The organism is Flavobacterium sp. TC780 (assembly GCF_056783245.1).
On record NZ_JBXBAV010000057.1, the window covers coordinates 1 to 2,014 of the forward strand.

Here is a 2,014-nt window from a genome sequence, read left to right on the forward strand (position 1 = left end):
AGGAACTACCAATGAATTAATCTTAGATAAAAACTCATTAACATCAAATGTAAATGGAGTAACTAGCGCAGTGGATTTAAAAGAAATTGCAGCAGCAGGAACTACTAACACATTAGAGTTAGACGGAGATAAATTAACATCAAATGTAAATGGTGTAACAGATACAGTAGAACTAAAAGCTGTTGTAGCAGCAGGAACTACCAATGAATTAATCTTAGATAAAAACTCATTAACATCAAATGTAAATGGAGTAACTAGCGCAGTGAATTTAAAAGAAATTGCAGCAGCAGGAACTACTAACACATTAGAGTTAGACGGAGATAAATTAACATCAAATGTAAATGGTGTAACAGATACAGTAGAACTAAAAGCTGTTGTAGCAGCAGGAACTACCAATGAATTAATCTTAGATAAAAACTCATTAACATCAAATGTAAATGGAGTAACTAGCGCAGTGAATTTAAAAGAAATTGCAGCAGCAGGAACTACTAACACATTAGAGTTAGACGGAGATAAATTAACATCAAATGTAAATGGTGTAACAGATACAGTAGAACTAAAAGCTGTTGTAGCAGCAGGAACTACCAATGAATTAATCTTAGATAAAAACTCATTAACATCAAATGTAAATGGAGTAACTAGCGCAGTGGATTTAAAAGAAATTGCAGCAGCAGGAACTACTAACACATTAGAGTTAACGGAGATAAATTAACATCAAATGTAAATGGTGTAACAGATACAGTAGAACTAAAAGCTGTTGTAGCAGCAGGAACTACCAATGAATTAATCTTAGATAAAAACTCATTAACATCAAATGTAAATGGAGTAACTAGCGCAGTGAATTTAAAAGAAATTGCAGCAGCAGGAACTACTAACACATTAGAGTAAGACGGAAGATAAATTAACATCAAATGTAAATGGTGTAACAGATACAGTAGAACTAAAAGCTGTTGTAGCAGCAGGAACTACCAATGAATTAATCTTAGATAAAAACTCATTAACATCAAATGTAAATGGAGTAACTAGCGCAGTGATTTAAAAGAATTGCAGCAGCAGGAACTACTAACACATTAGAGTTAGACGGAGATAAATTAACATCAAATGTAAATGGAGTAACTAGCGCAGTGGATTTAAAAGAAATTGCAGCAGCAGGAACTACTAACACATTAGAGTTAGACGGAGATAAATTAACATCAAATGTAAATGGTGTAACAGATACAGTAGAACTAAAAGCTGTTGTAGCAGCAGGAACTACCAATGAATTAATCTTAGATAAAAACTCATTAACATCAAATGTAAATGGAGTAACTAGCGCAGTGAATTTAAAAGAAATTGCAGCAGCAGGAACTACTAACACATTAGAGTTAGACGGAGATAAATTAACATCAAATGTAAATGGTGTAACAGATACAGTAGAACTAAAAGCTGTTGTAGCAGCAGGAACTACCAATGAATTAATCTTAGATAAAAACTCATTAACATCAAATGTAAATGGAGTAACTAGCGCAGTGAATTTAAAAGAAATTGCAGCAGCAGGAACTACTAACACATTAGAGTTAGACGGAGATAAATTAACATCAAATGTAAATGGTGTAACAGATACAGTAGAACTAAAAGCTGTTGTAGCAGCAGGAACTACCAATGAATTAATCTTAGATAAAAACTCATTAACATCAAATGTAAATGGAGTAACTAGCGCAGTGAATTTAAAAGAAATTGCAGCAGCAGGAACTACTAACACATTAGAGTTAGACGGAGATAAATTAACATCAAATGTAAATGGTGTAACAGATACAGTAGAACTAAAAGCTGTTGTAGCAGCAGGAACTACCAATGAATTAATCTTAGATAAAAACTCATTAACATCAAATGTAAATGGAGTAACTAGCGCAGTGGATTTAAAAGAAATTGCAGCAGCAGGAACTACTAACACATTAGAGTTAGACGGAGATAAATTAACATCAAATGTAAATGGTGTAACAGATACAGTAGAACTAAAAGCTGTTGTAGCAGC

Annotated in this window: 2 protein-coding genes and 1 pseudogene; 2 read left to right on the forward strand and 1 reads right to left on the reverse strand. The window is 33.1% G+C overall.

Features of this window, described 5'->3' with window-relative positions; translation table 11 throughout:
* A partial coding sequence (locus tag AC1RYN_RS05650; RefSeq protein ID WP_481806167.1) for a hypothetical protein occupies positions 1 to 712 on the forward strand: 712 nt, incomplete at its 5' end.
* Here AC1RYN_RS05650 and AC1RYN_RS05655 read toward each other — a convergent pair.
* Complete coding sequence (locus AC1RYN_RS05655; RefSeq protein ID WP_481806168.1) at positions 681 to 911, reverse strand: hypothetical protein; 231 nt, start codon at positions 909 to 911, stop codon at positions 681 to 683. The two genes, AC1RYN_RS05650 and AC1RYN_RS05655, sit on opposite strands and share 32 nt — an antisense overlap.
* Positions 912 to 1,124: 213 nt before the next feature.
* Between AC1RYN_RS05655 and AC1RYN_RS05660 the strand changes: the two are divergent.
* Positions 1,125 to 2,014: pseudogene (locus AC1RYN_RS05660) on the forward strand (hypothetical protein); the annotation flags it as partial.